The 17,113-nt window shown below is 55.9% G+C and carries 27 protein-coding genes; 13 read left to right on the forward strand and 14 right to left on the reverse strand.

All coding sequences use genetic code 11. The features are described from left to right. Positions 1-2: 2 nt before the first annotated feature. Genes AC6I6S_RS14975 through AC6I6S_RS14990 form a run of 4 tightly spaced genes read right to left on the reverse strand, consistent with a single transcriptional unit; the run spans position 3 to position 1,713 of the window. Entirely contained in the window at positions 3-185 is a 183-nt protein-coding gene (locus AC6I6S_RS14975; RefSeq protein ID WP_497951227.1) for a hypothetical protein, read from the reverse strand. Positions 186-191: 6 nt separating this feature from the next. After that, a complete protein-coding gene (locus AC6I6S_RS14980; RefSeq protein ID WP_497951228.1) occupies positions 192-875 on the reverse strand; it encodes a hypothetical protein in 684 nt (227 codons plus the stop codon). A gap of 7 nt (positions 876-882) precedes the next feature. After that, the gene (locus AC6I6S_RS14985; RefSeq protein ID WP_497951230.1) at positions 883-1,416 is read right to left on the reverse strand and encodes a hypothetical protein; all 534 of its coding nucleotides are present in this window, start codon (positions 1,414-1,416) and stop codon (positions 883-885) included. A gap of 12 nt (positions 1,417-1,428) precedes the next feature. Next, positions 1,429-1,713, reverse strand: a complete 285-nt coding sequence (locus AC6I6S_RS14990) for a hypothetical protein (protein ID WP_497951232.1) — start codon at positions 1,711-1,713, stop codon at positions 1,429-1,431. Positions 1,714-2,056: 343 nt separating this feature from the next. On the opposite strand from AC6I6S_RS14990, the gene AC6I6S_RS14995 reads away from it, so the two are divergent. From AC6I6S_RS14995 to AC6I6S_RS15020, 6 genes are read left to right on the forward strand one after another with little or no spacing between them, the layout of a single operon-like run. After that, positions 2,057-2,437, forward strand: a complete 381-nt coding sequence (locus tag AC6I6S_RS14995; RefSeq protein ID WP_497951233.1) for a hypothetical protein — start codon at positions 2,057-2,059, stop codon at positions 2,435-2,437. Then, positions 2,427-2,852, forward strand: coding sequence for a hypothetical protein (locus AC6I6S_RS15000; RefSeq protein WP_497951234.1), 426 nt, complete (start codon positions 2,427-2,429; stop codon positions 2,850-2,852). The genes AC6I6S_RS14995 and AC6I6S_RS15000 overlap by 11 nt, the downstream gene beginning before the upstream one ends. After that, a complete protein-coding gene (locus AC6I6S_RS15005; RefSeq protein ID WP_497951235.1) occupies positions 2,852-3,475 on the forward strand; it encodes an acyl-CoA dehydrogenase in 624 nt (207 codons plus the stop codon). The genes AC6I6S_RS15000 and AC6I6S_RS15005 overlap by 1 nt, the downstream gene beginning before the upstream one ends. Continuing rightward, positions 3,472-3,897: a hypothetical protein gene (locus AC6I6S_RS15010; protein WP_497951237.1), complete on the forward strand. Its 426-nt coding sequence runs from the start codon at positions 3,472-3,474 to the stop codon at positions 3,895-3,897. Before AC6I6S_RS15005 ends, AC6I6S_RS15010 begins: the two co-directional genes overlap by 4 nt. Beyond that, entirely contained in the window at positions 3,890-4,198 is a 309-nt protein-coding gene (locus AC6I6S_RS15015) for a hypothetical protein (protein ID WP_497951238.1), read from the forward strand. Before AC6I6S_RS15010 ends, AC6I6S_RS15015 begins: the two co-directional genes overlap by 8 nt. Before the next feature lie 4 nt (positions 4,199-4,202). Next, the gene (locus AC6I6S_RS15020) at positions 4,203-4,931 is read left to right on the forward strand and encodes an ATP-binding protein (RefSeq protein ID WP_497951239.1); all 729 of its coding nucleotides are present in this window, start codon (positions 4,203-4,205) and stop codon (positions 4,929-4,931) included. 716 nt (positions 4,932-5,647) lie between these two features. On the opposite strand, the gene AC6I6S_RS15025 is transcribed toward AC6I6S_RS15020, so the two are convergent. The 6 genes from AC6I6S_RS15025 to AC6I6S_RS15050 form a co-directional block, all read right to left on the reverse strand. Beyond that, a complete protein-coding gene (locus tag AC6I6S_RS15025) occupies positions 5,648-5,935 on the reverse strand; it encodes a hypothetical protein (RefSeq protein WP_497951240.1) in 288 nt (95 codons plus the stop codon). Then, complete coding sequence (locus AC6I6S_RS15030; RefSeq protein WP_497951242.1) at positions 5,932-6,282, reverse strand: hypothetical protein; 351 nt, start codon at positions 6,280-6,282, stop codon at positions 5,932-5,934. Before AC6I6S_RS15030 ends, AC6I6S_RS15025 begins: the two co-directional genes overlap by 4 nt. A gap of 1 nt (position 6,283) precedes the next feature. After that, positions 6,284-8,521: a hypothetical protein gene (locus tag AC6I6S_RS15035; protein WP_497951243.1), complete on the reverse strand. Its 2,238-nt coding sequence runs from the start codon at positions 8,519-8,521 to the stop codon at positions 6,284-6,286. Between the two features lie 154 nt (positions 8,522-8,675). After that, complete coding sequence (locus AC6I6S_RS15040) at positions 8,676-9,011, reverse strand: WDGH domain-containing protein (RefSeq protein ID WP_497951244.1); 336 nt, start codon at positions 9,009-9,011, stop codon at positions 8,676-8,678. After that, positions 9,008-9,238, reverse strand: coding sequence for a hypothetical protein (locus tag AC6I6S_RS15045; RefSeq protein WP_497951246.1), 231 nt, complete (start codon positions 9,236-9,238; stop codon positions 9,008-9,010). Before AC6I6S_RS15045 ends, AC6I6S_RS15040 begins: the two co-directional genes overlap by 4 nt. A gap of 106 nt (positions 9,239-9,344) precedes the next feature. Then, a complete protein-coding gene (locus AC6I6S_RS15050; protein ID WP_497951247.1) occupies positions 9,345-9,743 on the reverse strand; it encodes a hypothetical protein in 399 nt (132 codons plus the stop codon). A gap of 447 nt (positions 9,744-10,190) precedes the next feature. On the opposite strand from AC6I6S_RS15050, the gene AC6I6S_RS15055 reads away from it, so the two are divergent. The 5 genes from AC6I6S_RS15055 to AC6I6S_RS15075 all read left to right on the forward strand — a co-directional run bounded on the left by AC6I6S_RS15055 (position 10,191) and on the right by AC6I6S_RS15075 (position 13,094). Continuing rightward, a complete protein-coding gene (locus tag AC6I6S_RS15055; RefSeq protein ID WP_497951248.1) occupies positions 10,191-10,388 on the forward strand; it encodes a DUF8053 family protein in 198 nt (65 codons plus the stop codon). A gap of 67 nt (positions 10,389-10,455) precedes the next feature. Then, positions 10,456-10,725, forward strand: coding sequence for an AbrB/MazE/SpoVT family DNA-binding domain-containing protein (locus AC6I6S_RS15060; RefSeq protein WP_497951249.1), 270 nt, complete (start codon positions 10,456-10,458; stop codon positions 10,723-10,725). Further along, complete coding sequence (locus AC6I6S_RS15065; RefSeq protein ID WP_497951251.1) at positions 10,725-11,132, forward strand: type II toxin-antitoxin system VapC family toxin; 408 nt, start codon at positions 10,725-10,727, stop codon at positions 11,130-11,132. The genes AC6I6S_RS15060 and AC6I6S_RS15065 overlap by 1 nt, the downstream gene beginning before the upstream one ends. A gap of 406 nt (positions 11,133-11,538) precedes the next feature. Next, positions 11,539-12,153, forward strand: a complete 615-nt coding sequence (locus AC6I6S_RS15070; protein ID WP_497951252.1) for a C39 family peptidase — start codon at positions 11,539-11,541, stop codon at positions 12,151-12,153. Continuing rightward, positions 12,150-13,094 (forward strand): hypothetical protein, encoded by a 945-nt coding sequence (locus AC6I6S_RS15075; RefSeq protein ID WP_497951254.1) that lies wholly within the window; start codon positions 12,150-12,152, stop codon positions 13,092-13,094. Before AC6I6S_RS15070 ends, AC6I6S_RS15075 begins: the two co-directional genes overlap by 4 nt. Positions 13,095-13,284: 190 nt before the next feature. Here the strand turns inward: AC6I6S_RS15075 and AC6I6S_RS15080 are convergent, their stop codons facing one another. Next, positions 13,285-13,545 carry a hypothetical protein gene (locus AC6I6S_RS15080; protein WP_497951255.1) on the reverse strand — a complete coding sequence of 87 codons (261 nt, stop codon included), beginning with the start codon at positions 13,543-13,545 and terminating at the stop codon, positions 13,285-13,287. Positions 13,546-13,643: 98 nt separating this feature from the next. On the opposite strand from AC6I6S_RS15080, the gene AC6I6S_RS15085 reads away from it, so the two are divergent. Both AC6I6S_RS15085 and AC6I6S_RS15090 read left to right on the forward strand, forming a co-directional pair. Next, positions 13,644-14,381: a hypothetical protein gene (locus AC6I6S_RS15085; RefSeq protein ID WP_497951257.1), complete on the forward strand. Its 738-nt coding sequence runs from the start codon at positions 13,644-13,646 to the stop codon at positions 14,379-14,381. A gap of 151 nt (positions 14,382-14,532) precedes the next feature. Then, positions 14,533-15,120: a tyrosine-type recombinase/integrase gene (locus AC6I6S_RS15090; RefSeq protein WP_497951258.1), complete on the forward strand. Its 588-nt coding sequence runs from the start codon at positions 14,533-14,535 to the stop codon at positions 15,118-15,120. A 4-nt stretch (positions 15,121-15,124) separates the two neighbouring features. Here AC6I6S_RS15090 and AC6I6S_RS15095 read toward each other — a convergent pair whose 3' ends face one another. The 3 genes from AC6I6S_RS15095 to AC6I6S_RS15105 all read right to left on the reverse strand — a co-directional run bounded on the left by AC6I6S_RS15095 (position 15,125) and on the right by AC6I6S_RS15105 (position 16,863). After that, a complete protein-coding gene (locus AC6I6S_RS15095) occupies positions 15,125-15,967 on the reverse strand; it encodes a hypothetical protein (RefSeq protein WP_497951259.1) in 843 nt (280 codons plus the stop codon). Between the two features lie 212 nt (positions 15,968-16,179). Continuing rightward, a complete protein-coding gene (locus AC6I6S_RS15100; protein ID WP_497951261.1) occupies positions 16,180-16,467 on the reverse strand; it encodes a winged helix-turn-helix domain-containing protein in 288 nt (95 codons plus the stop codon). A gap of 9 nt (positions 16,468-16,476) precedes the next feature. Further along, entirely contained in the window at positions 16,477-16,863 is a 387-nt protein-coding gene (locus AC6I6S_RS15105) for a winged helix-turn-helix domain-containing protein (RefSeq protein WP_497951262.1), read from the reverse strand. Positions 16,864-17,113 lie beyond the last annotated feature (250 nt).

Genomic DNA, 17,113 nt, shown 5'->3' on the forward strand with positions numbered 1-17,113 from the left:
GGTCACAGCACCCTCGAGGCGAGCACGAGCAGGCCGCCGATCTCCTCAGCTGCTCGAGCGTCTAACTCGAGCTTGGACGTATCGTAGTCCATCAAAAAGGGATCAGCACGGGTCCGATCGCGCTCCTCGGAGGGGCGGGCGTCGTCCTGGTCGCCGTCGCCGGCGCTGAGAGTGCGGACGCCCATTGTCGATTACAGCCCGATCTGGACGTCGATCTCGAGCGTCGAGACGTATGCGCCGGGGTAGTGTTCGTCCTCCCAGACGATCTGCTGGGGCGCGTCGAGCTTGAACGCGACCGTCTCGTGACGGGTCCAGTCAACCTGACCGTCGAGGTTGATCTCGCGACCGGCGCGGTCCTGCTCCATGTCGTGGAAGCGGAACAGCGGGAAGCCCCACGGGAACAGCACGCCCTGGGACTGGTCGAACGAGTTGAAGCCCTCGATCTTGAGGTAGCCGTCGCTCATGATCGGATAGAGCTTGAACGTCTCGCCGTCCGCCGGCTCCTCGGCCAGCGTAACGGTGTCAGTCGCGTAGTCGACGTCCTCGATCGCGACCTCGTCGCCGGTTTCGGTGTTGACCACGACGACGACCGGGTAGGTCTGGTCCTCGATCTTCTCCTCGCCGACGATCGGCATGATGTTCGCGTCGACATCGACGACGCCGTCGGTGACGTCTTCGGTGGTGACCTCCTGCAGGGTCCGGGGAACGAACCGAAGCGGGTCCTGATCCGCGTGGAAGGAGACGAACTCGAGGTCGTCCGGGCAGGTGAAGTCGATGACGCGCGTCGATCGCTGCGGGTCAAGTTGGTTGCCGTTGAGTTCGACGTCGACGTCGTCGCTGGCCTGCGTGAGCGTCTCGTGAATGACTTGTGCCATCGGTGAATCACCGGGTAGACGCCAGGTTCATGGCCTGGGCTTCTGCTTCGGTGAGGTTGTCCGTGTCGAGGATCGAGACGGGGTAGCCGAAATCACTCGTGTCGTCGCCGATGTGCAGCCGGGACTGCTCTGCGGAGAAGTCCTCACGGCCCTCGGGGATGTCGACGAAGACTTTGACGATCTCACGGGGTGCGATCATCAGGTAGTCGTCGGTGTACCGGAAGTAGTCGGGTTCAACCCGCATCTTCGGGTAGTGAAACCGCGAGAGCGACTCGCTGAACGCCTGGCCGCCGGGGAGCTTGTCGCCCTGCTTCGTACACTTGTGGAGGCTGACTTTCGTCGAACCGTCGAGCTTCTCGCCGTCAGCATCGCGGAACTCCGGGGCGATGTTGGTGCCGGCGTCGATCAGGATGAGGTAGCCGTCCTCGCCGGTGATCGTGTAGGCGGCGGTACCGTCGTCGCCCGCTGCGACGTCCTGTGCCTCGACGAACGGGAGGCCTTCGTGCAGGGTCGTCTCCTGCTCGGCCTGGATTTGATTCATGTTCATGGCTGTTCAGATGACGTCGTAGTCGGCGAGAACGACGCGAACGGACGTTGCGCCCATCCCGAGAGCGAGCGGTCGGGAGTACGTCGCTGGCACCACCGCGAGCACGAGGAACGCGGTGGTGAGGGCGTACAGGGCATCTCCACCGCGGAACTCGACGTTGTACACGTTGTCTCGGAGATAATCGGTTGCGAGCTGTGCAGCGAGACCGCCCCCGACGACGAGGACAGCCGACTTTGCGAAGGCCGGCGACGAGAGCGTTCGCGTCGCACGACTGGCGTTTACTACTGCCATACGACCCTACCCAAAATTTCCACCTACAAGTACTGTCCAATTAATTGGGGATTGGGGAAATTGGGCTTAGATACTTAACGAAACGCTCTACATATCTGATAGGCGGCGGCCCCGATCGCCGCCCAATTCCCCTTAGCCCTCCCCGAATGATCCACGTAGCTGTGCGACTCGAGAATTGGCCACCTGCCGGTGTCGCCCTGTGAGCGGGCCACCGCAGCGACGGGAGTGCCACCTCTGCTCGAGTCTCCGAACCGTCCCTGTACTGCAAAAACGCATCGAGCGGTCTCCAAAGCCCGGAAACAAGTACCGAACGTACTGTTGGGGCTGTAACTCCTGGGGGCCGATGACGTCGGGGCAGCACTTTCGCGAGTCGCTGCACCCGCACGTCCTGCCAGCTGATGGCGACCCAGACGATCCCGACGACATCCTGCCGCTCGAGCACTACGATTACGACGCTGAGTTAGCCGACCTCGCCGCTGACGCTCGCGACCGACGCACCGAGCAGGCACGCGCCGACGGCGGTCGCGACGTCGACGACTCTGCCGCCGACCAGGACGACGTCGACGAGCAGGCCGAGAACGAAACGCCGGCGATCGACGAGAGCGAACAGACAGACGACCACCCCGAGACAGCTGACAACGAGTTCGACTGTCCCGACTGTGGGCACCGCGTCGAGGGCTTCCCCGACGAGTGCCCCCACTGCAACGCACCCTATGACTGGTAAGTCCCTCCAAGAACTCGAACGCGAACAGGAACAGCAAGACGAACAGCAGCACGACGAGAACGAGCAATCCGCTCCGACGCCCGTCGACGACGGGCCGCCTACAGACAACGTGAGCGGCTCCGGGTTGCCGGTGTCCAATCGAACGCTCGCGCTCCTGGGAGTCGCCATCGCGGTAGCTGTGACCCTCTATTGGGTTCGCAAGCAGCACGCCGGCGACGACTCCGACGACGACCCCGAGGAAGCATTCGAGACGAGCGCGAGCGAGGAGATCGACGCGGCGCTCGAGGCCGGCGAACCCGATCAAACTGCCGGCGAGATCATCGTCCCGCAGGATCCACAGCAGCCACTCAAAGGTGACGGCGCGGTCATTGAGGCGATGAAAGAGCGCGGGAAGATCCGTGGGGCCGATCACTGATGGTGACGCCCGAGATCGCCGACCACGAGCAGGAAGCGGCTGAGGCGCTCGACGAGACGGTGCAAGAACTCGAAGACGAGCAGGCCGAGATCGACGACGGCCAGGTCGAGGACGTCGACGAACTCGACCCGGACGTTAACGAACCTGACGAGGACGACGTCGAACTCGATCGGATCGAACTCAGCGACGACGAACTGTTCTCCGGCGTCGACGACGTCGATCGCGACGAACCCGACGACTCGGACGACTCCAGCGGTGAGACCGAGACAGGTGGAAGCGACCCCAATCCGTCGAGTGCTCCGATGGGCGACCCCGCAGCCCTGCAAACGACGATCGAGGAAGGGGCCGCGACGCTCGCGACGATCGGCCTCGAGGACGACGAGCAGGAAGCTCTTCAATCCGACCTCGAGGACGTCTTTTCGGCGTTCCGCCTCGGTCACTACGGCGCGGAGTTCGCTGACGAGTACGTCTTCGTCGACGGCGACGATGACATCGATCCGGCATGGGCGCTGCTCGGCTCGACACTCGCCTGTGCCGCCGTCGCCCTCGTGATGCGGCCCGACTCGGACGCGCAGATCGCGAAACTAAAAGACGTCGCAGGAGTCGGAGGTGCCGCGGCATGAGGGGGAATCGCCTTACGGACTCCCTCGGTGTCGACCTTTCTTCGGGCGGGATCGACGGCCTGATGGGGTCGATGACGTCGCCGGAGAAGATCGCACAGATGTTGCTCAAAGAGGGCGAAACTGGCGATTCGCCGGCGGACATCATGGCCGATCTCATCAATATGCAGCGAGCGGACCTGCGGAAGATCGGTGCCGAGGAGGGTGTCGAGATCGACCTCCAGATGGTGACGCCGGAGAAGATGGCGCGGACGATCGCCGGAATCGTCGCCGGCGAGTGGGACCCGCTCATCACACTGTTCAACGAGCAGGCCATCGAACGCGAGAAACTGCTGACCGAACTCCTCGAGGACGACGAGTTCGATCGGTTCTCGCAAGCGAAACACGGCTACATGAACACCGCACCGGAGGACGACGATGGATAGGCTCATTCCGCCAGCGGTGCTCCCGCTGACGGACACCTCCGACGTCGACGCGAGTCCGATCGATGCAGCTGCGTTCACGGCTGATCCGTCGATCCCCCGCGGCCAGGTGCTCGTCATCAAGCAGGAGTCGGAGTTCGTCGGCGAGTATCTGCTCATCAGCGAGGTCGAAGACCGCTTCTGGGCGACTGTCGTACGGGTTCACCCAATTCTCGGCGTCGATCGACGCCAGCCCCGACAGACGACCGTCGACGCGATCGAGGAGTGGCTCACCGAGCACCGGGCCTACCGCTACCAGCTCTAGACCGATGGCCCGAATGAGCATTATCGGGGCGTCCGGCAGCGGCAAGAGCTATTGGGCCGGCGCTGTCCTCGAGCAGCGAGCGAGGGAGTTCTCGCGAGCGATTCACTTCGATCTCGAGGACGAAGAGCAAGGCCTGAGCGTCAAAGAGGACCCGCTGTACAGCACGCTCGAGATCGACCAGGACGACTACGAGCGGGCGAACTGGCGGGAGATCATCTTCCAGCGCCCCCGGATCCGCGTCGTCCCCGACAGCCTGGACGACGAGGAGATCGAGGAACTCTACGGGCGGATCTGCGAGGCCGCGATGTACCTCTGCAAGGACGTCGACGTCGAGGAGGCACCGGACTCGGCACTCGTTTCGTGTGACGAGGCCCACCAGGTGCTCAACAAAAACGCCCTCGACAGCCGCGTGAACCGGATGCAGACCGGTGGACGAAAACACGGCGTCGAGACGATCCACCTCACGCAGCGCCCGGCGCTGATGCCGCTGACGATTCTTTCACAGTCCGACCGGCGGGTGTACTTCCACGTCTCCGAGCAGCGCGACATCGACAAGATCAACAAGGCGTCGACGTTCGATGCCACTCGACTGAAGCAGCTGAAGGCTCGGGAGGCGATCGTCGAGAACAAACACACCGGCGAGCACGAGAAGATCAACACGAACAACTGGGAACGTGAGCGGCCCCACTTCAGCGGCGATGACGGTCTGCTCGACGACGCTCTCCCGGTTTAGCCGTCGTAGATCAGATAATTTTTTCAGGCCCATCTGTTGTGAGCAGTCACGGTCAGTACAGGCTAATCAGTGACCAGCGAATCAGTTATTTGACAGAGAGACTGAGTGAGCGATTTCCTCCTTATCTTTCCAATACTCGACAACTCCGAGAGCGATGAAAAGTGCAAATCCACCGATTAACAGAAATGCGATTAGCCACACGAATCGTGGAAATGAAACTGCATACCCATCATCCAGACTAATTAAGAGTTGGACAACAAACTGACAGAAGAAGCCCGCAGTGAGGTAATGTAAGAATCTCCATGAACTATTTCGAAGTGTTGCAAATGTGCAGAAGGCGAAGATGAGCAATGACAATAAAAGGGTGATGAAATTCATCGTCCCTCCAAACAATTCGAACATTGAATAAACTAATCATCATATCATACATGAATTCAAGGGTAGTGACAGACCACCACTACTAGAGCGTGTTCAGTACGCAGCCAGACTTTGCAAATTGACTCACTCATTTTCACTTCGATTTACAAAGAAGAAATCGCGTTATCGCTACTGCTAACGGATCTGTTTTCGGCTGATCCAACTCCCTGGTGCCGCCCGAATCTCGGACGTTTCCGGGTCGGTGCGGTCGTAGATCGAGACCTCAATTCCGTCACTGCACCGGTGCTTCGTCGAGACGATGTCGCGGTCCCACTCCGAATCGGGTGGGGTGTGTTCACTCACAGGCCCTCCCGTTCGAGGATGTCGTGGACGTCACAGTCGCAGAGGACGTCCTCGGGGTCCGCTTTCGCACGGGCTTCCGCGACGACGTCGTCATCGGTTGCGGCCTCGAGCGCAGCTGATCGACGGAGCGATTCGTCGACCTGACTGCCGAGTCGCGCCATCACACTGTCGCCGATCGGGCCGGGACCGTGATACAGCCCCAGTTCCTTCCGAAGCCGCTGCTTCGCGAGGACGGCCTCAAAGTCGTCGTCGCCATCGTCGCAACACGGGTCATAGACCGTCATCTTTGGGCTTCCTGAATCGCTAAGATCGCCTTCGTATGGCCGGCTTTACGACCTTCTTCGGTATCCTCCGTGGCACGCTCGGCCTTCTTTCGGAGTTGAGTTGCGGAGATTCCATCGCGAGCTTGTTCGAGATAGGAGTCGAGAACCTCGACAGTCGCCGTCTCGTGGGCAACGATTTGCGGGTTCTCGGCCTTGTCGACCCATGACTGACTCGACTCGCGTTGGCTTTCGAGCGCCGTGATGAGTTCGCCCTGGGTGATCTCTCCTCGGGAGAGCCATCCGAAGCCGCGATACACCTGTTCCGATGGTTCGACAGCGAACTCTTTCAGAGGGTCGTACACAGCCATTTTAGAACCCCTCAATTGGGTCGTAGGCGTCCTCAGCCTCTGCGACCGCCTCGGCGACGTCCGCGTCGCTGGCTCCCTCCTTCATTGGATCGTAGCAGGCCCCACCGGGGCAGTCCGCGTTTCCTGTGTAGGAGTTGAATGTTGCTTGCAGCGACCCACCGAGTCGACCGAGTACGCCCGCCTCTTCCATCGTCATTTCGCCGTCCTCGGTCGGGTACGTCTCGGTGGGATCGTCGGGCATGATCGCGCCGCCCCCGAAACCCTCGAGATCGTCGAACTCGAGCGGCTCCTGGCCGTGGACGGCCCTGATACCGTTGATGACGCTGGCGTAGTGTTCGGCGTCGTCGCGGGCTTCTCGCGCCTCCTGACGGCTGAGTTTGTAGCCGGACCACGCCTTCTTGAGCGCCGACAGTGCCGGCCCTGGCAGGGTGTCGCGACCGGCGTCGGTCGGTGCGGGCGTCGGGGCGAGCAGCGCGAGTTCCTCGTCCGTCGGTTCCTCGGGCGGTTCGGGCATGGCCGATCGCGCCCACTCGAGGAAGGATTCGGACTCGGCCTCGAGATCGTGCTCGTCGACGTCTTCGGGATTGGGGACGGCGAAGACGGCCTCGGGGTCTTCGTCCAGGTCGTCGACGGCGGCGATCAGCTGCTCGACGTCGGGCTGATCGTAGCCACAGTCCTCGAGGAGTGCCTCACACGCCGGCTCTTCGCCGTCCGCACAGGCGTCCTCGGCGGATTTACACATCTCACCGTGGACCTTCTCGGCCTGCGTGGCGACGTCGCCGAGTCGCTCTTCGTCGTCGACATCGGCGTGCCCGCCGGAGTCCTGAAGGGCGTTCTCGAGCACCTGGCCGCTGTGCTCACCAGCGCCGCCGATGGTGTGGTCGTAGTGGCTCATCCAGTCATCGACGCCCTCAGCCTGGAACATCGCCTTGACGCCCATCGCCTGGAAGCCGTGGCGGCCCCACCTCCAACCGTCGCGGTCCTCGAGCCGATCGCGTTCGTGGTCGGTGAGTTTTGCCTGGCCGTAGGATCTCGTCTCGTCGGCCCGCGATTTGAGGGCTTCTTCTTCGGCCTGCTCGGCGGCCAGTGGCCGGACTAAGACGGTTTTCGTCCGCCGACTGTCGTCATCGTGAAGGGCGTTCTCGACGGAGTCGTCACGGAAGGCGTTTGCAGCGGCCAGCGTGCCGAACTCGACAGCAACGGCGTTGTCCGGGTCATCGTCTTGTTCTTCGTCGGTACTTTCGTCGGTCGGGTCGTCGATGTCGCTCATAGCGGTTTCAAATTCCTCTCGTTCGAGGTCTGTCTCGACGATCGCGGGATCGTCGTAGATCGCGGGGTCGGTTTCGAAGTCGGTCGCCGCCAGCCCAGAGTCGGGGAGTGATCGTTCGTCGACGTCGCCGGGGAGCGTCGTCAGTTCGTCCTCGGGAGTTGGTCGTCGCGACGTCGGTCCCTGGAACTCGATCAACGGATCGTAGGGCGCTGCGTCGACGCTAGAGCTGGCATCGCCGACAGGGTTCTCCTCCATCCATTCGAGGGCCGTCTCGAGGGCTTTGTCGCGGTTCTTCGCGAAGCCGTCGTCCGGGTCCGAGAGAGTGAGCCGGCGACTCGAGATGTTCTGTTGCTCGCGCTGCTCGCCGTCGTCGAAATAGATCGTCGCGTACCAGCGGTGACCGTGGCGTTTGGTCCCGTCGGAGCGGACGCGCATCGTCGTCGTCCACCCATCGCGATCGATCTGGATCGGGGGTGTGCCGCCGTTCTCGCCGGTGTATTCGATTGTCGTTTCGTCGTGCTCGGTCAACGAGTAGCCCGCGACCGAGTCGGGGACGTCGGGAAGGTCGGTGGTTGAACTCATGGATGAAGCAGCGCTCTCGGGAAATGCTGGCTTCCCGGCGTCGAGTCGGTGAGCAGCGTCACGAGCGAGGTCGACAGCGTCGTCGATGTCGGAAACGCGGCGCTGGTGATCGTGCAGTTTGGTGTGCGTGACGTGCCATTTACTCGAAACGGAGTTGAGCGTGATCGAGAGCGTCTCACGCCCGCTGCCGCCGGTTTCGAGAGTCAAGAGCAGTTGCGGGACCGTCGGGTGAATGTAGCCGTCGCGAACGCCGGGCCACGACTCCCACTGCACGCCCTCGAGGGCGGCGATGAGACGATCACGAGGCGTCGGGTCGTCGACGCCGGAGACGTCCTCGAGGACCGGGTGAGAGAGCCGTCGCTCACGGGGATTGCTTTCAGCACTCATCTACAACAGTACTTGTCGGGTTGTCTCAAAATAGATTAGAGAAACTTCAGAAACCGCCAGCAGGGAGGGCCGAATTGGGTGGGTGAATTGGCCGACCGACGACGTCGTCGACCCGACTCAGAAGGACGTCTTCGAGCGGGACACCTGGAGTCGGTCAGAGAGCGATCCCAGCGAACGTTCGAACCCGGTCGTTCTTCTCCGGTCGCGAGTGGCCGTCCCAACACGGGACGATCTCGGGAAGGTTCGACCGACGAGCGAGGTCGATCGGGACGTGCCAAGTCGCCTGACCTTCGGGCGTCTCGAGGACGACGACAGCCCACTCGTCGGCGTCAGCGTCGTCCTCGTCGGGTGGCTGGTAGTAGCCGCCCAGGAACTCACTCGAGAGCGCGGGTGGGACCGACAGTCGATGGCGGTTCGCAAGACTGGCTGCACCGACTGCAAGGACGTTTCGGTCGGTGTAGACCTGCTGTAACGTCTTATCCTCGCTCATCGGTACACCCCATCGTCGTCCCGCTCGAGGACGATCTCGTCGTTGACGTCGTCGGTCGGTTCGTCCTGGTCGTCTGCGTCGGGGTCAGCTGGCATCTCACGTCGGTGAGCGTCGACTCTCGACTGCGACGGATCGTATCGCCGGCGACCGACCTCAAGGGCGACCGCCGACGCCAGGCCGAGTACCGCGGCGAGGCCGTCGACGACCGGATCGCGATCGTCTCTCACAGCATCACCTGCCACACGACCAGCGCGACCAGGTAGGTGAGGAACCCGGCGAGAAACCAGGCCAGAAACTCGAGCGGGCCGATCGAGGGTCGCCACGATAGCGGGATCATGCGAGCACCCCGAGCAGCGAGGCCAGCCATCCGACCGGCAATGCGACCAGGAACCCGAGGACAGTTCCGCCGATGCAGTAGTGCGGTTCCCGCACGCAGTAGCGGAGCCGGTCGTTCTCGAACTTCTTGAGTCCCATCCCGCCGAGGACGACGAGTGCCGTCAGCGACCACCAGAGTTCGGAGCCGACGATCAGGGCAAAGAACGCCGGGACGAACCCGATGGTGAAGGCGTGGACTTCGTCGTACTCGAGGTGTTTCGCCCATTGGATTGGGTTGACGTAGTCGGTTCCCTCGAGGCCGTCGCGATCGACACTCGAGCAGCTGCACGAAGCGACATCGTCCTGGTCACGATCGTCGATGTCGTCGACGCCGGTGAATAGGTCGGATTCGCTCACGCCGTTCCACCCTTGTAGCCGTCTGAGAGCGTGACTGACATCCCGATCGGGGCGACGTCAACACCGTCGACGGGGAGAGTAGGTGGGTCTTCGAGGGCGAGCGGTCGCGGGCCAGCACCGCCGAAGTGGTTAGCACAGGTTCCGCAAAGGCGGACCGGGCTGTCTGTCCGTTCGATTACGGTCCAATTGTCGGACTCGAGGCCGCACGCACTCGCGACGACTTCTCCGTCATCAACGGCAACAACGTGAGCAGCCAAGCCATCAGGGGTTCGTGCGAGGGCATTCGGATTTTGGGACCAATTGATTGGCGACTTTCGATTCATTTGTCGTATTGGAGGACCTCACCTCGAGCAGTGACCGCGAGATGAAAACTGTCTGGAAAATCATAGTCTCGTACTGGTGAGACCAATGTTTAAACAGAACCAGTACTACTCATAAACGAACGCTATGCCCATCCACAAGTTGGTGCAAGTTGGTCGAACGTCGGGCGGTGTCGTGCTTCCGAAGAGTGAGCTTCGGGCGATTGGATGTGTAGATGAAGAGGGTAAGGTAGAAAATCAGCCAGTTCGAGTAACGCAGACAGATGATCGAACGTGGGAAATCTCGTTAATTGATCCGGACGATTATCCTCGGTCAGGGAAATGAACTGTACTGTGAACGTCCTACCAATGGCGGCACAATTTCTAAGGTAATACGCACTGTATTACCCACTATGAGCCAAACGACTCGTATTACTGAAAAAGGGCAGGCGACGATCCCGCACGAGCTTCGAGAGAAGTACAACCTCGAGCCCGGCGACGAGATCGTCTGGCTTGACGCTGATGATGGAATCCTCGTGAAAAAGCGGACGCGGATGGAAGCCCGTGGGATGTTGGTTCCCGACGACGTCGACGAGGAGGAACGCGAGGAGATCGCCCAGGAACTCGAGGAGACGCTCCGCGAGAAACGTGAAACCGAGTGGAACGCTGGGATCGACCACTGATGGAGCGCTATACAGTCGACGCCGTCGCAGCGCTCCGGTATCTCGTCGACGCACTTCCAGAGCGGGCCGACGAGCTGTTCGATCGTGCTGAAGCGGGTGACGTCCTCTTACAGATTCCGCCTGTCGCACTCGCTGAAACGCTGTACATCGTCGCTCACAAAGACGGAATCAAGGGCCGAACATTGAATCACGATCCAACCGATGCCCGTGAGAAACTCGTAACGACTGGACCGCTTACCGTCGTCGAGTTGGGAAACGCTGATTTTCCTGCTTTCATCGACGCACTCGAGTCGTTGACACTGCACGATGCAATGATCGTCGCCAGCCACCAGACACAAGAGACGACCGCGATCATCACCACTGACGGAGAGATGTCGGATCTCGATATCACAACTGTCTGGGAGTGAACAGCGCCTGATACGCAGCTGGGGAGGGGTATTTCCTAATTCGGGGTGTCCGCGAAGCCTGTCCTCGAGGACAATTTGACCCGAAATCGGTAGAAATTCTTCCACTGATTCCCCATTGTTCATAGTTCGTTGGGTTAATTACGGAGATCGAGGACATTAATGAGGTGCAAATCGCACCTCCGATGCGATCGCGCTCGATCACAACGCTGACGCTTCGGGTGCCATTGCCAAAGACTCCTCGCGGTTTTTCGTATTCCATAGCAATGAAATGTACGCTATTAGTTGGGAAAGAAAAGGGGATTAGAACATATAGAAACACTGAAGCCGAAGGTTCAAGTCACAGTAATTTAGCTAATATGATAATGGGCTCTAAAGAATACCAGCATCCATTCCAAGGAGGATCGATATGTCATCAACTCCTTGGATAAACCACCCAACTGACAGCATTGAAACATTGGATGTCCCAATGTATTCTGAAAGCCAAAGAGAGGGCCAGTGCATGGTTTATTCTTTAGCAATGGTATTAGATTATCTCTCGAAGTCATATCCGGATGAGTGGGTAAGGAAGAATATAGATTTCCTTCCACCCTCAGAAATCAGAAGGGAAATCACCATAGGCGACCAATCTGGCTGGATACCAAAGCAAAAAGAATTAGATACTATATCAGAGATTGCTGGATCAGTCCAGTTCACTCATATTCTTCGTGACCAATCACCTACGGAAGAGATCTTTGCACAAATTATCGAGAACCATCTAAAAAAAGACATACCAGTTATACCGATAATCAACGCGAAATTACTGAGAAAAGATGAAAAGGCAGGTGTCCACGCGGTGGTGGCGATAGGAATGGATGACTCAAAGATCGCGTTCCAGGACCCATGGGGATATCCCAAGGATATTAAGGCAAAGGACGAATTTATAAGGGCTTGGGACGACGTTCTAAACCAGGTAGTAACAATAAGTGTCGGCGGACAACAAACACTAGAAAGGGATTCAGCCCTCGGAGGTGCTTCCATATGAGTCTTGGAGACGCAAAACTCCCAGAAAAGAAAGCGCGGAAAAACGCTGAGAAGCGTCTTCGACTCAAAATCGGGAATCTCCCTCATTTAGGCGAAGCAGAGCTTGAAGAGAATGAATACACTTTCCCGATCCTCATCAGTCTCCCCCGCGTTATCTTTGATGAGACTCCAGAAGGTTCTAAGCCAGTAGACGTAAAATTCTTAGATGATGCTAAAGTAGGCGAAATTTGTGTTGATGCACGATCGGGAGAGGTAAACCAACAAACGAAGCGAAGTACTGTTGAGGAGAATATCCGGGAAAAGAAGCAGGAATTAGAGGAAGAGGTTCAGAAGGCGCTGGTCAAGTCAGCTGCCAACAAGCTTTGTCTGCTGTCCTACGGACGGCACAAGAATATGCCAGCGATCGAAATCCTCTCCGAAGTCATCATCTCTGGTGAACTTGAGTTTGACAAGCTTGAATCACTGAAGAAGGACTACCCGACTCACTTAGAGCGGTTAGTGGAAGCCAATCTTGTAAAAACAAGTAATGGCTCTGTCGTTCCAGACGACAAATTGAAAGGGATTATCAACGATGGAGGTACCCCTTCGGAGAGACTGAATGATGCACTCGCTCATCTATTCGAAGAAAATGCAGATAACCTAGGCTACATGAATGGCTGGCTCGGGCCTGCCTTAGACATTGCTGGATACTACTATCGGAGAGCAATCGACTCTAATTCGCTTCCAAAAGTGACGATAGAAGAGTTCCGTCGGACAATGGCTCAGAAAGGCGAGGACAAGGCATTCCAGACCTCAAGAGTAGTTATGCAATTGGAGAATGTTGGCATCCTTCACATCGATAACAAGCACGGTGAACGTGCTTGGAGCGGTGATAAAAATATCCAGGAAGACGTACTGGAACAGGCAAGGGATTTCAATACAATCGCAACTGCTTGGGCCTAAACTACAACAGCGGATAATTACAGTTTGCGAGGATCAACAATCCTATAGAGTTTATAGCAACAAGCAAATATCGAAGATCCTCGAATGACCAATCAGATTCTTCATCATTGATTCGCGAAAGTGTAGCAGTCGCTAACGCTGAGAGAGGGCCGAAGTAGGCCAAAAAAACTGTTAATTCTTCCCAACACATTCAGATCACCTGAAAGTATAGAAGCACTCCAATAATTTCAATTACAAATGATATTAGATATCCGGCCATAAAGGTAGTTTGAGAGATTTTTAGATCTTCACCGCCACCTCCAACTGGCGGCAAATCTTCACGAGAAAAATCAGGACTTCGTTCAAGATTCATCTCAAGTCGATTGTCCCGAAGTTTGTTGACATAGAAATCCCCAATTCCAGTGAGTAGCATAATAGCGCCACCCACTAACATCAATTGTAATCCTAACATCAAACCTATTTTGAAGGTCAGGTATTTGAATGTATCTCCAGTTCAGTTCACTAGTTAGAAAAATGGTTTTATACCGTTCTACTCAATGGATTACAAGAATGAATATCACAACAACTGTGGGCGTGTTAAGGCAGTCACTAGGCCCGGTTGATGCTATTGCTGATTCTTGTAAGATTCGGTTCAATCAGGACGGGATTAACATCCCCGCGACAGATCCCATGAAAATATCGATGGTGAACATCTCAGTGCCAAAGGATGCATTTAACGTCTATAACGGGGACGGACTGGTTATTGGAATCCATTTGGATCGGATCACAAAATTGCTTTCTGAGATTGACTCTAAGGAAACAGCACACTTAGAATATGATCCTAGTGGAAATCGGTTAGAGCTTAATGTAAATCGGAAAAACTTCATTCTAGGTCTTGTGCAGCTAGATGCTATAGACCAACCGCCAACAGTACCTCAAATACAATACCCTGCGGAGTTCACATGTGAGTATTCTGTTTTAGAAGACGTGGTCAACACAGCAGATATATTTGATGACAAAATAACATTTGAGTTTTCCACTGCTGAGTCTTGTGTATTCGCTCATGCATCTGGAGATATAGACAAGACGACTGTAACGATAACTCGGGATGAATTAAAGGCGCTTGAGACAGTAAATATCGAGAATAGTTTTAGTGTAGATATTCTATCAAGAATCGTTTCTGTAATTCCATCAGGTTCAGAAGTACAAGTTCGGATTGACGGTGTTAAACCTGCGGAAATAGCCTACAGCATTGTTGACGGGGAAGGTGAAGTTACATTCCAATTAGCCCCTTGGCGAGGAAATTAGATAGAACGACCAAGATGGTATACTACGCAATAACGCTTGTCCGAGATCTTCCGTAAAGTCGGACAAAATCACCCCAATCTCGCCCTCGAGCACCACCGAAAAGACTAGATTCCTGGCCGTTCTTGTCCGACATACGCGCTAAGCGGACACCATGAATCTGCAACAGCACGAGAAGCGAGACGACATGAAGGTGTGGCTCAGTCTGGACGAAGTGACGGCACTTCTCGAGGCAACAGATGGAACCCAGCAGCGGATTGCGTTCGAACTCGGCGCTCGTTGCGGGCTCCGCTCTCACGAGGTGCTCGACGTTGCTCCAGAAGACGTGGTCGACACAGACGCGGGCCAAATGCTGCGAGTGTGGCACGGGAAGGGTGACAAGTTCCGAGAAACGCCCGTTCCTCGAGATCTGGCGACTACTATCCGCACGATCGACGACTACCGTGATGCACCAGCGAGTGCATCGCTCGTCGAGATCTCGAGCACGCGGTCACTTCGCCGGTGGGTGAGGTCGACTGCTGGCCAGCTGTACGATGAGACAGAAGACGCTGGTTGGTCGTATCTCGGATTCCACGATCTTCGACGAACGTGGGCAACCGCTCTTGCGTCAGCTGACGTCGATCCGCTCCTGGTTTGTGATTGGGGAGGATGGAACGATCTCGAGACCTTCCTTGAGCACTACCGTGGAAGTTACAGCCCTGAAGCTCAGCAGAGAGAACGGAAAAAAGTAGATTGGTTATGAATTTTTAGACGCCTAATGATTTCTCTGGGAAAATTATGTTGCTATTTTCTCCAGCAGGGGTAATTTCTATCTCATTATTTGATATGATTTCCTCTAAATTAGAGTCGATGAAGCCATCCCCTCTTGCACATAATAATATATCCCTATGATTGATATTGTTCACATCGTCATATGCGATACAAATAACCAAAGTACCATTTCCAAATTTTACGTTAGAATTGTCTATTGCGTCTGATGTAGACTTGTTCCATACTTCTCCAGGATGGATGTGTTTTGGTCGAATCATTGCAGTAGGTACGACATCAAACTCTCGTCGATCACCGCTCAAGAGGTAGTCAATACTGTAGTCTGTTTCTAGGCTTGTGGACTCCGAATACATCTCATTAAGATCTATAGCACTAAGATCGATAGTGTCGCCTTGTGGGAAGTTATGAATGTATATCCCACATCTTAAATTTTTGGCAAGATCACTCCCCACATTTTCTATATCGATCGTCATACGATCATCATCAAAATCTAGCCAATCTACAAGTAGAGTAGGTTGATGGTTTGCCTCTGCCAAATTAACCTGACTCTCGATCAGTTTTGTTTGCAATTTTTGTGTTTTGTGCTGCTCCCTGTATAATAACACTAAAGATGCAGTCAATAAAACACCCACAAAGGCATCATTATTTGTCGAAAATTCAACTATCATTAGAAGATATTGTTGGTCTACGAGGAAGTAGTCAATTAGAACAAACACCAATCCCCAGACAAGGGCTTTACCCGCCATATCTTCGGGATATAAACCTATGACCCAACGTATAGAGTCAGATACCCACCTACGATAGTTTGTTGCCAGTAACATGATTATTTGAGGAAGGAGATATAAAAGAAGGAACAATAGTACGAGTGGCAAGGTTATTATAAATCCAACTGATCTCTTGAATTTGTTCCAAAAGTTGGCTAATTTGTATATCACGATAGCTAATCAGATTGTGACAGCACATCAGTTTAAATATTGCTAACCAAATAATGACTTAGAAATTACCACCTCTTCCCTGTATTTGAATGGTCTCCTCATCCCCGAAGAACTCGAGGTGATGGCCTTGGTCGTAAATCAACGTCAATCTCCCCATCCAGATATAACATCCCACAAGTCGTTATCTCATACATCTCGTGATGGATCGGCGCTACCAACTCGACATGAGCGAGCATCTGACAGCGCTCTCGTATTCGAGCCTCGGAAGCTCTAAACTCTGGCCTCGAGGCCATCACCTCCACTGATGACCACGACTCTTCATCCAGGTGCTCGAGTATGCGATCGTCGATCTGTTCCATCCAGCTTGCCGATTGTCGCAGGGACATGGTGATAGCCTACGTAGAGTTAGACGCACTGCTGGCTGACGGACCGTTCCCATTTCCATTCCCGTTGATTTTGGTCCATGTCTCGGTGTCGAGTTTTCCGTCGAGGTACGCCTCTCCCTCATCTGTGATGACATAGACACCGTTTCCGAGGTGAGTGAGTAGCCCCTCATCAGCTAGTTTCCGGCAACGCCGAGCAATATGCTGACGCGAATACCGAATACGACCCTCCTCCTTCATCTTTTTTGGAGATCCTGAATCGTACTCGTGGATATACTCTAAGATACGATCGTCCACGAGTGACATCCAGTCTCCCGAGTAGCGCATACTCCCATGTACGTACCATGGGAATCTAAAGATCCGCAATATCGTATTCATGGTCTTATGGGACTCTTGCATTTCTCCGTAACATTGATGTTCCGAGAGAATAGAGGTGGTGGCACGGAGCTACCAACTCGGCTGAAGATGACTCTTGTTGGTATGTGAGACCGGGCGGCGCTGCCACGCCGCCCAGAAGGTGGCTCCGACGTACAAGCATGAACTACGGAACCACTGTGGGGCCTATTCCCCACGCACGACAAGAGGCATTGGTCACGAATAGTTCTGACGCTACCTGCGCCTGTGGCGCTCGAGCCGACGGCTTCGACGC

It is taken from the genome of Natrononativus sp. DTA114 (genome assembly GCF_059736515.1).

Bases quoted from the DNA above. Each gene is read 5' to 3' on its own strand.
- AC6I6S_RS15065 (WP_497951251.1), top strand. From the start codon at position 10,725: ATGGAGCGCTATACAGTCGACGCCGTCGCAGCGCTCCGGTATCTCGTC.
- AC6I6S_RS15010 (WP_497951237.1), top strand. From the start codon at position 3,472: ATGAGGGGGAATCGCCTTACGGACTCCCTCGGTGTCGACCTTTCTTCG.
- AC6I6S_RS15095 (WP_497951259.1), bottom strand. From the start codon at position 15,967: ATGTTACTGGCAACAAACTATCGTAGGTGGGTATCTGACTCTATACGT.
- AC6I6S_RS15000 (WP_497951234.1), top strand. From the start codon at position 2,427: ATGACTGGTAAGTCCCTCCAAGAACTCGAACGCGAACAGGAACAGCAA.
- AC6I6S_RS15020 (WP_497951239.1), top strand. From the start codon at position 4,203: ATGGCCCGAATGAGCATTATCGGGGCGTCCGGCAGCGGCAAGAGCTAT.
- AC6I6S_RS15085 (WP_497951257.1), top strand. From the start codon at position 13,644: ATGAATATCACAACAACTGTGGGCGTGTTAAGGCAGTCACTAGGCCCG.
- AC6I6S_RS15025 (WP_497951240.1), bottom strand. From the start codon at position 5,935: ATGACGGTCTATGACCCGTGTTGCGACGATGGCGACGACGACTTTGAG.
- AC6I6S_RS15030 (WP_497951242.1), bottom strand. From the start codon at position 6,282: ATGGCTGTGTACGACCCTCTGAAAGAGTTCGCTGTCGAACCATCGGAA.
- AC6I6S_RS15015 (WP_497951238.1), top strand. From the start codon at position 3,890: ATGGATAGGCTCATTCCGCCAGCGGTGCTCCCGCTGACGGACACCTCC.
- AC6I6S_RS15070 (WP_497951252.1), top strand. From the start codon at position 11,539: ATGTCATCAACTCCTTGGATAAACCACCCAACTGACAGCATTGAAACA.
- AC6I6S_RS15090 (WP_497951258.1), top strand. From the start codon at position 14,533: ATGAATCTGCAACAGCACGAGAAGCGAGACGACATGAAGGTGTGGCTC.
- AC6I6S_RS15105 (WP_497951262.1), bottom strand. From the start codon at position 16,863: ATGCAAGAGTCCCATAAGACCATGAATACGATATTGCGGATCTTTAGA.
- AC6I6S_RS14980 (WP_497951228.1), bottom strand. From the start codon at position 875: ATGGCACAAGTCATTCACGAGACGCTCACGCAGGCCAGCGACGACGTC.
- AC6I6S_RS14985 (WP_497951230.1), bottom strand. From the start codon at position 1,416: ATGAATCAAATCCAGGCCGAGCAGGAGACGACCCTGCACGAAGGCCTC.
- AC6I6S_RS15100 (WP_497951261.1), bottom strand. From the start codon at position 16,467: ATGTCCCTGCGACAATCGGCAAGCTGGATGGAACAGATCGACGATCGC.
- AC6I6S_RS15035 (WP_497951243.1), bottom strand. From the start codon at position 8,521: ATGAGTGCTGAAAGCAATCCCCGTGAGCGACGGCTCTCTCACCCGGTC.
- AC6I6S_RS15075 (WP_497951254.1), top strand. From the start codon at position 12,150: ATGAGTCTTGGAGACGCAAAACTCCCAGAAAAGAAAGCGCGGAAAAAC.
- AC6I6S_RS15005 (WP_497951235.1), top strand. From the start codon at position 2,852: ATGGTGACGCCCGAGATCGCCGACCACGAGCAGGAAGCGGCTGAGGCG.
- AC6I6S_RS15040 (WP_497951244.1), bottom strand. From the start codon at position 9,011: ATGAGCGAGGATAAGACGTTACAGCAGGTCTACACCGACCGAAACGTC.
- AC6I6S_RS15080 (WP_497951255.1), bottom strand. From the start codon at position 13,545: ATGTTAGGATTACAATTGATGTTAGTGGGTGGCGCTATTATGCTACTC.
- AC6I6S_RS15060 (WP_497951249.1), top strand. From the start codon at position 10,456: ATGAGCCAAACGACTCGTATTACTGAAAAAGGGCAGGCGACGATCCCG.
- AC6I6S_RS14975 (WP_497951227.1), bottom strand. From the start codon at position 185: ATGGGCGTCCGCACTCTCAGCGCCGGCGACGGCGACCAGGACGACGCC.
- AC6I6S_RS14990 (WP_497951232.1), bottom strand. From the start codon at position 1,713: ATGGCAGTAGTAAACGCCAGTCGTGCGACGCGAACGCTCTCGTCGCCG.
- AC6I6S_RS15055 (WP_497951248.1), top strand. From the start codon at position 10,191: ATGCCCATCCACAAGTTGGTGCAAGTTGGTCGAACGTCGGGCGGTGTC.
- AC6I6S_RS14995 (WP_497951233.1), top strand. From the start codon at position 2,057: ATGACGTCGGGGCAGCACTTTCGCGAGTCGCTGCACCCGCACGTCCTG.